Origin of the sequence: Dactylosporangium sp. NPDC000244 (assembly GCF_040300725.1) — a bacterium.
GTDB lineage: Bacteria > Actinomycetota > Actinomycetes > Mycobacteriales > Micromonosporaceae > Dactylosporangium.
Map to the genome: position 1 here is coordinate 1 of NZ_JBEPEH010000100.1, position 7,159 is coordinate 7,159.

The window sequence follows — 7,159 nt, forward strand, 5'->3', positions numbered from 1 at the left end:
TGGCGCGCTCGGTATCGTTGATGGTCTTGCGCAGCACGAGCACTCCTGGCGGAAGGAGGGTCGCGTCGTCGCGGACGTTGTTGAGGTCTTTGGTGGCCGCGTGCGGCTGGGTGCCGGTGACGAACGAGGTCAGCGCAAGGGCGTCGATGACGTCGCGCGGGGAGTCGGCGTCGTCGACCGTGACGACGATGGGCAGCAGCGCCTCCGGCGCGGTGCCGGGGGCGCCGAGCTGCAGCGGGATCTGGCGTGGACTACGCACGGATCAATGATCGCCACGGAACCTGTTGCGGTACACCGATTTTCCAGGCCCTGGCCGGACGCGGCGGCCCCACCGTCGAAAGCCACGATCAGGCGCGCTGAGCGCGGCATGTGCGCACCCGATCAAGTAGTGAGCCGGTCCGCTGCAGGCACGTCCCGGTACGGTTTCGTGAGAGCGCACGAGCAGCGGCATTTGCGTGCGATGCGGAGCAGCTTGCCCGATCATCGGCAGGGGGCAGGACGATCGCTGCGAACGTGGAACGCAGGGGATGGAGCGGAGTTCTTGTGGGAACGCAGTTGATTGGGCGGCGCCTTTCGGACGACGACCTGCGAGCGGTGCGTAACGACTCGACGGCGGTAGACATGCTGCTCTACGGCGACCTCGATGATGACGACGCGGAGATGCCTGATCCAGAGCTGGACCTGGACAAGTCCTGGCATGGCATCCATTTCCTGCTCACCGGCACGGCCTGGGAGGTAGGAGACGGAGCCGGCGCAGCCGTGCTTGGCGGTGGGGAGATCGGTGAGGCGCACCCTCGACCCGGCCGGGCACGTGCGGATCCACGCGGATGACCGGCACCTGGTGTGGCGTACCGACCGGGTACGGCCGGCGGCCGCCACCGGCGGCCAGTGCTTCCCGAAGCTGGAGAAGCTCCGCGAGGACGTCCTCGACGGCGCCGCCATCACGTTCATCGTCGAGCGGGCCGCGCTGCTCGCCGCGGTGTTCGACGCGCACGTACACCTCGATCTGACCCGCGGGCCGCGCTGGGCGACCTCGCCACCATGGGCGTCACGACCGCGCTGGACATGCGCCGTGCCGAGGTGCACCCATGAACCTCCCGGGGCGCGGGGCGCTCAGACGCGCTTCTCGCAGGCGAGTACGAAGTTGTCCACCAGCGAGGTGAACATCGACGACGCATCGACGTGATGGGTCGATCGAACCCAGTCGGTGAACACCGCTCGCAGGCCGAACTTCTCGACCTCGCGGGGCCATCGGTCGGCCGGCCAATGGTCGTCGGCGGGCCGGTCGAACTGGTACCCCAGCGGACCGACGTGCACGAAGGTTCCCCCCGGAGCGAGTATGCGAGCCACCTCGGAAAGTAGCCGACTGGGCGGCACGACGTCCGAGAAGTACAGCGACGCCACAGTCGAGAAATAGCCGTCGGGGTATGGGCAGTGCAAGGCGTCCGCTATCACCCAGTCCACCGAATCCAGCTCGACGCCAAGGCTCGACGCGGTGTGCTGTTGGCGTAGGTCGGCCTCAGATCGCCGGTTCCGCCGGTCGAGAACGGTGAAGCGCAGCGGTCCGTCGCGCAGAAAGTCCCTGAGGAGGCCCATGGGAACTGACAGCTCCATGGCGTGTGTCGATGCGAAATGCGGCGACAACACGCTCGCGAACCGCCCGGTGCCCGCACCCAGGAGCAGGATCCTCGAACGCTCACCGCCGGCGTTGTCCAGCGCCTTGAGGGCCGCCTGGGTGACGTCCTGGATCTCCTCCTCACACTCTGGTGTGCCGCTCCAGTCTCGACGCAGGTAATGCAGGGACTGCACCGGCGAGTACGAGTTTCGAGACCTTGTCGCTGGCCGGGCGGCCGCGGTGGCCAGGACAGACCTCACGGTCAGCAACGGGCTGATCGCATCCGTCATCTTGTCGCAGACGTCGTCGAGCAACATCGTGTCTGACTCGACCGTTTTCCCGTGAGCCCGGTTGCTCTGGCGGTATTCGACGATGCGCAGAGCCTCCTCCCCGAGATGGCGATACGGGGCAGGACACAGCACGGGCATGCCGCGGATGACGGGATACCGTACGTTGCAACCCGTGCAGTAGAACCCGTCGTGCGTAGCGAAGCCGGCCCGGCAAACGGGACAGACATATGGAAGAGAGCTGGTCAACGGTCTCACCCCAGTGTCGACTGTTCAGAACACGGGCAGGACACTAAACCAACTACTTGGCTCACAGAACCTGCAGGAGGTGTTGGAAGGCCGACTCGGACCGCCCGGCCGCGACGTTCGACGCCACAGTCGAGTATCTCGACCACACCGATTCCAGGAGCCGTCGGGCCAGCAATCGACGTCAGCCCTTGACCGCGCCGGCGGTGAGCCCCTCGGTCAGGTAGCGCTGCCCGAATGCGTACATGACGACGACGGGGAGGCTGACGAGCAGCGACGCGGCGGCGAGCTGGCCCTGCGGCACCACGTCACCGATGATCATCGACTGCATGCCGACGGGCAGCGTCTTGTACTCCTCCTTGGTGATGAACACGAGAGCGAACAGGAACTCGTTCCAGGCGTTGGTCAGGGTGAACATCGCGACCGCCAGCAGCCCCGGCCGGGCCAGGGGCAGCACGACGCGGCGCAGCGCCTGGGTGCGGGTGCAGCCGTCGACCAGCGCGGCCTCCTCCAGTTCGACCGGGATCGACGAGAAGTAGCCGGTCAGCAACCATGTGGCGAACGGCAGCGTGAATGTCGGATACGTGACCACCAGGGACCACAGCGAGTCGGTCAGCCGCATCCGGATCAGCAACTGGTACAGCGGGATGAACAGCAACGCCCCGGGCATCACGTAGGTGAGCAGCACCGTCACGGTGAACCCTTGCGCGCCGCGGAACCGCAGCCGGGCCAGCGCATACCCGGCCAGAGCGGCACAGACCAGCGCCACCGCGGTGGAGGCCAGGGACACGAGCACGGTGTTGAGGTACCAGCGTCCGAACGGCTTCGTGGTGAACAGGTCGCCGAACTGCTCCAGGGTCCACGGCGTCGGCCACAGGTCGTGCACCCGCATGACGATCTGGCCCTCGGACTTGAAGGCGGTGACCGCGATCCAGTACAGCGGGGCCAGCACGAACACCAGCAACGCGGCCAGCGCCAGACCGGACCCCAGCCGCGAGACCACGGCCGAGGCCCGGCGCCGGCCCCCGGCCTGCAACGCCGAGGTCACCCGGCCGACCCCCGCCGCGATCAGCGCGATCACGCCGAGCACCACCGCGGCCTTCCAGAAGATGTCCGGCGACGCCCAGGCCAGCAGGCCCGTGACGACCGCCGCCACGACCCACGGCACCGCCTTCCGCACCGCTGTGGGCCGCCCGCGGGGCTCGGCGTCGGCGTCCCGGCGCAGCAACCGAACCAGGAAGAACACCAGCGCGCCGATGACCGGCAGCATCACCAGCGTCACCGCCGCGCCCGCCCCGTACTGCAGCTGCAGGATCGCCTTCGAGTAGGCCACCAGCACGTACGGGGCGGTCGCGTCGCCCGGGCCGCCCTGGGTCAGCAGCCAGATCAGATCGAAGTTGTTGAACGTCCAGATCGACGACAGCGTCACCGTCACCGTGATCACGTGGCGTAGGCCGGGCAGTGTCACGTGCGCGAACCGCTGCCATGCCGAGGCGCCGTCGACGGTCGCCGCCTCGTAGCGGTCGGCCGGGATGGCCTTGAGTCCGGCCAGGAACGCGATGGTGAAGAACGGCACGCCCTTCCACACGTTGACGAGGATCACCGACGGCATCGCCAGGGCCGGATCGGACAGCCATCCGGCGGGCCACTCGTCGACCAGGTGCACCGCGGCCAGCAGCGGGCCGATCCCGGAGTCGGTGAGCAGGATGTTGACGCTGCCGAAGATCGGGTCGAGCAGGGAGCGCCAGCTGAACGCCGTCACCACGGTCGGCACGACCCACGGGAGCAGGAGCAGGCCGGCCAGTACCGCCCGCCCGCGCCGCCGGTGGTGCAGCAGCAGGGCCGCGGCCAGGCCGAGCACGACCTTGAACACCTCGGCGTACGCGGTGAAGACGAAGGAGTTGGTCACGCCGGTGCGGAACTGCTCGTCGCCGGCGAGGGCGAGGTAGTTGTCCAGGCCGACGAAGACGCTGGCCGGGCCGTGCCGTTCGGTGGTGCTCGTGACGATCGAACGGGCGATCGGCACGAGCACGAGCGCACCGACCAGGACCGCCGTCGGCGCGAGGAACAGCGCCGCCAGCCGCCAGTCGCGGCCGAGGCGCCGCTGGGCCGCGGTGAGGGACCCGGGACCCGGCGGCGCGGACGGACGGCGCGCCGGTGCGGTGCGGACCGTGGTCACTGCGTCAGGCCCTGCTGGTTGAAAATCTGCACCATCTTCGTGTGCGCGGCCTGCACCGCCTGGGCCGGCGCCGTGCCCTGGATGACCTGCTGCATCATGTCCGTCAGCACGTACGCGCCGACGACCGCCTGCTGCCCGGCACTGGCCTTCTGCGGGAAGTTCAGGCCGTTCTTCGTGGACAGTGGCAGGGCCTGCTGGGTGATCTTGCGCATGATCGGGAACGCCGGGTCACCACTGGTGAAGAAGGGGTCGGCGTCCCAGACCTTCTCCCAGGCCGGCAGCGCGAGGCCGGGCGCCTCCTTCGCCACGCCGAGCAGGGCCGGGGCGCTGACCAGGTACTGGGCCAGGAGCTTGGCCAGGGCGGTGTTCTTGGCCCCCTTGAACACGACGAACCCCTGCGACTGGCCGAGCAGCAGCGGCTTGTCGGTGGCCGGGCCGGTGCAGTCGGCGAAGACGTGGGTGTTGTCGTAGACGGGATTCTTCTTCGTCTTGGAGTCGGCGTAGACGCTGAACTGGTTGCGGGTGTAGCCGAGGATGCCGGCCAGCCAGTTCTCGTTGTTGCTGGAGTCGGTCCAGGCGGCCACCCCGGGCGGCAGCATCGGCTTGTACTTCGGGTTGGTGTAGATGTCGCCCAGGAACGCCACCGCCTGCACGGTCTCGGGGGAGTTGAACGTGACCTTCCGGCCGTCGTTGGAGGCGATCGACCCGCCGTACGCGTTGATCAGCGCCTCGATCATGCCGTTGGCGTCCCCGGACCGGTTCACCGTCATGCCCCAGCCGAACCGGCGCTTGCCCGGGTCGGAGATCGCCAGGCACAGGTCCCGCAGCTCCTCCCAGCTGTACACCTCCTTGGGGGAGATGCCCTTGTCCCGCATCCAGTCCTTGCGCAGGAACGACCCGATGCCGATGAAGTGATACGGAATGGCGAACCATTTGCCGTCGAAGACGCAGAAGTTCTTGGACTCCGCGGTGGGCTCGCCGTAGGTGGCGGTCAGGGCCCGCACGACGTCCGACACGTCCTCGAGGTCGCCCAGCGCCTGGAACTGGGCGACGAACCGCGAGTCGGTCATGAACGCCAGGTCGCGGGCCGTGCCGCCCTTCACCTCGGCGTCGATCTTGGCCACCACGTCGCCGGCGTCGGCCTGGACCAGGCTGTTGCCGATCGTCGTGCCGGTGGCGTCGGCGAACTTCTTGATCGAGCTGTTCAGGGCCGCGTTCGCCGCCTCCGAGTACAACTTCTGCGACAGCATGCCCATCGACGTGCCCTTCAGCGACACCGCCGCGTCGAGCAGCTCCTTCGGCACCTCGGCCGGCGCCGGTGGGGCCGGTGTCGTGCTGCCGCCGCACGCGGCCAGGCCGGCCGCGCCGAGCACGCCCGCCCCCATTGCCAGAAAGCTGCGCCGGGTCCACAGCGGATGGTCTTCCATGGCCGTTCGCCTCCTCCACGTTTCGAAACTCTCGGGGTATTTTCGATATGTTTCGGATGTGCGCCGAACGGTACGGCGATGCAATGTCGGCGGTCAATACCTGAATCCACTCGGGGATATCAATGAATGCGTTTGTCGCAGAAAGCATTGGCGCATGCGCCGCGGCGATGCGCTGTTCGAAATTTCGAACACGGTTCGATATTTCGGTCCGAGTGCTGGCGACCATAGAGGACCGAGTGAGCAGTGTCAATGTGCGCGCCGGTCGCGGTACCCGAGCCGGGCCGACAGCTCCGCGGCCCCGTCCCGCACCAGCCGCGTCCAGTCCGCGTGCGTCGCGGGCGTCCAGCGCATGATCGGCGCGGAGATGCTCATCGCGGCGACGGTCGCACCCGTGTGGTCGCGGACCGGCGCGCCCACACAGCGCACCGCGCCGTCGGACTCGCCGTTGTCGACCGCCACGCCCGCGGCCCGGATCTCGTCGAGCTCGGCCCGCAGCCGCCGCGGGTCGGTGATGCTGTCCGGGGTCATGCCGGTCAGCTGGGCCGGCAGCCGGGCGTCGAGGTCGGCCGGGTCGAGGCTCGACAGCAGCATCTTGCCCACCGCCGTGCAGTGCGCCGGCAGCCTCCGGCCGACTGCGGACACCATCCGGACGGGGTGGGTGCTGTCGGCCTTCACCAGGTAGATCACGTCGGCACCGTCGAGCACCGCGGCGTGCACGGCCTCGTGCGAGGCGGCGGCGACGCTCTGGGCCACCTCCTGCGCCTCCCGCACGAGGTCCAGCCGCTCGGCGAACGCCGCGCCGAGCTGGAACGGCGGCATCCCGAGCCGGTAGCGGACCGGCTGGCCCGGCACGGAGACCAGGTAGGAGCGGGCGACGAGCGTGACGAGCAGCTCGTGGACGGTGGTGCGCGGCAGGCCGAGGCGCTCGGTGATCTCGCGGGCCGAGAGCTCGGGGCGATCCAGGAACAGTTCGAGAATGTCGAGGGCGCGGGTGACCGCCGGTACCACGCGGGGCATGTGGGTGTCCTTTCGCAGCGCTTGCGTCCGGATATTGTCGTCGGCCGCAGGCTTGGGTGACGCGGCCCGATGACACCTCGTCCTGACGGCGGAGGTCATGCCGCACCAGTCGGTGAAGAGGCCGGAGGTTCGTCGGGCCCGCTGGGTGACCGCGTGGCCGACGCGGCAGCCGGCACTGGCCTGTTCTTCGGGCAGATTCGAATAGTGATTGTGGGCGCTGTTCGGACGACAGGGAATGACGTCGCTGCAAAAGTGTTATGAGTTGTGGGTCTCGGAAGTCGCGCTTCAGGAATTTTGGAAAGTTTCATTCAATGGCGCCTGAGTATGGCTGGCGGGCGTGGATGTCGGCTTGAATGCAATCCGCATTTCTGGCACCGTCGGCGTTGCG

The 7,159-nt window shown here is 68.3% G+C and carries 7 protein-coding genes; 2 read left to right on the plus strand and 5 right to left on the minus strand.

Annotated features, from left to right (window positions below):
• On the minus strand, nucleotides 1–259 hold a 259-nt coding region (locus ABT369_RS57555; protein ID WP_350627194.1), incomplete at its 3' end, for a DUF5925 domain-containing protein.
• A gap of 284 nt (nucleotides 260–543) precedes the next feature.
• Here ABT369_RS57555 and ABT369_RS57560 point away from each other — a divergent pair.
• Both ABT369_RS57560 and ABT369_RS57565 read left to right on the plus strand, forming a co-directional pair.
• Entirely contained in the window at nucleotides 544–831 is a 288-nt protein-coding gene (locus ABT369_RS57560; protein ID WP_350627196.1) for a DUF1877 family protein, read from the plus strand.
• A complete protein-coding gene (locus ABT369_RS57565; RefSeq protein WP_350627198.1) occupies nucleotides 782–1,186 on the plus strand; it encodes a hypothetical protein in 405 nt (134 codons plus the stop codon). The genes ABT369_RS57560 and ABT369_RS57565 overlap by 50 nt, the downstream gene beginning before the upstream one ends.
• Here ABT369_RS57565 and ABT369_RS57570 read toward each other — a convergent pair.
• The 4 genes from ABT369_RS57570 to ABT369_RS57585 all read right to left on the minus strand — a co-directional run bounded on the left by ABT369_RS57570 (nucleotide 1,114) and on the right by ABT369_RS57585 (nucleotide 6,771).
• Nucleotides 1,114–2,043, minus strand: a complete 930-nt coding sequence (locus ABT369_RS57570; protein ID WP_350627200.1) for a class I SAM-dependent methyltransferase — start codon at nucleotides 2,041–2,043, stop codon at nucleotides 1,114–1,116. The genes ABT369_RS57565 and ABT369_RS57570 overlap by 73 nt on opposite strands.
• A 289-nt stretch (nucleotides 2,044–2,332) precedes the next feature.
• Nucleotides 2,333–4,327 (minus strand): ABC transporter permease, encoded by a 1,995-nt coding sequence (locus tag ABT369_RS57575; RefSeq protein ID WP_350627202.1) that lies wholly within the window; start codon nucleotides 4,325–4,327, stop codon nucleotides 2,333–2,335.
• A complete protein-coding gene (locus tag ABT369_RS57580; protein ID WP_350627204.1) occupies nucleotides 4,324–5,754 on the minus strand; it encodes an extracellular solute-binding protein in 1,431 nt (476 codons plus the stop codon). Before ABT369_RS57580 ends, ABT369_RS57575 begins: the two co-directional genes overlap by 4 nt.
• A 246-nt stretch (nucleotides 5,755–6,000) precedes the next feature.
• A complete protein-coding gene (locus ABT369_RS57585) occupies nucleotides 6,001–6,771 on the minus strand; it encodes an IclR family transcriptional regulator (RefSeq protein WP_350627206.1) in 771 nt (256 codons plus the stop codon).
• Nucleotides 6,772–7,159 lie beyond the last annotated feature (388 nt).

Bases quoted from the DNA above. Each gene is read 5' to 3' on its own strand.
- ABT369_RS57570 (WP_350627200.1), bottom strand. From the start codon at position 2,043: ATGCCCGTGCTGTGTCCTGCCCCGTATCGCCATCTCGGGGAGGAGGCT.
- ABT369_RS57580 (WP_350627204.1), bottom strand. From the start codon at position 5,754: ATGGAAGACCATCCGCTGTGGACCCGGCGCAGCTTTCTGGCAATGGGG.
- ABT369_RS57585 (WP_350627206.1), bottom strand. From the start codon at position 6,771: ATGCCCCGCGTGGTACCGGCGGTCACCCGCGCCCTCGACATTCTCGAA.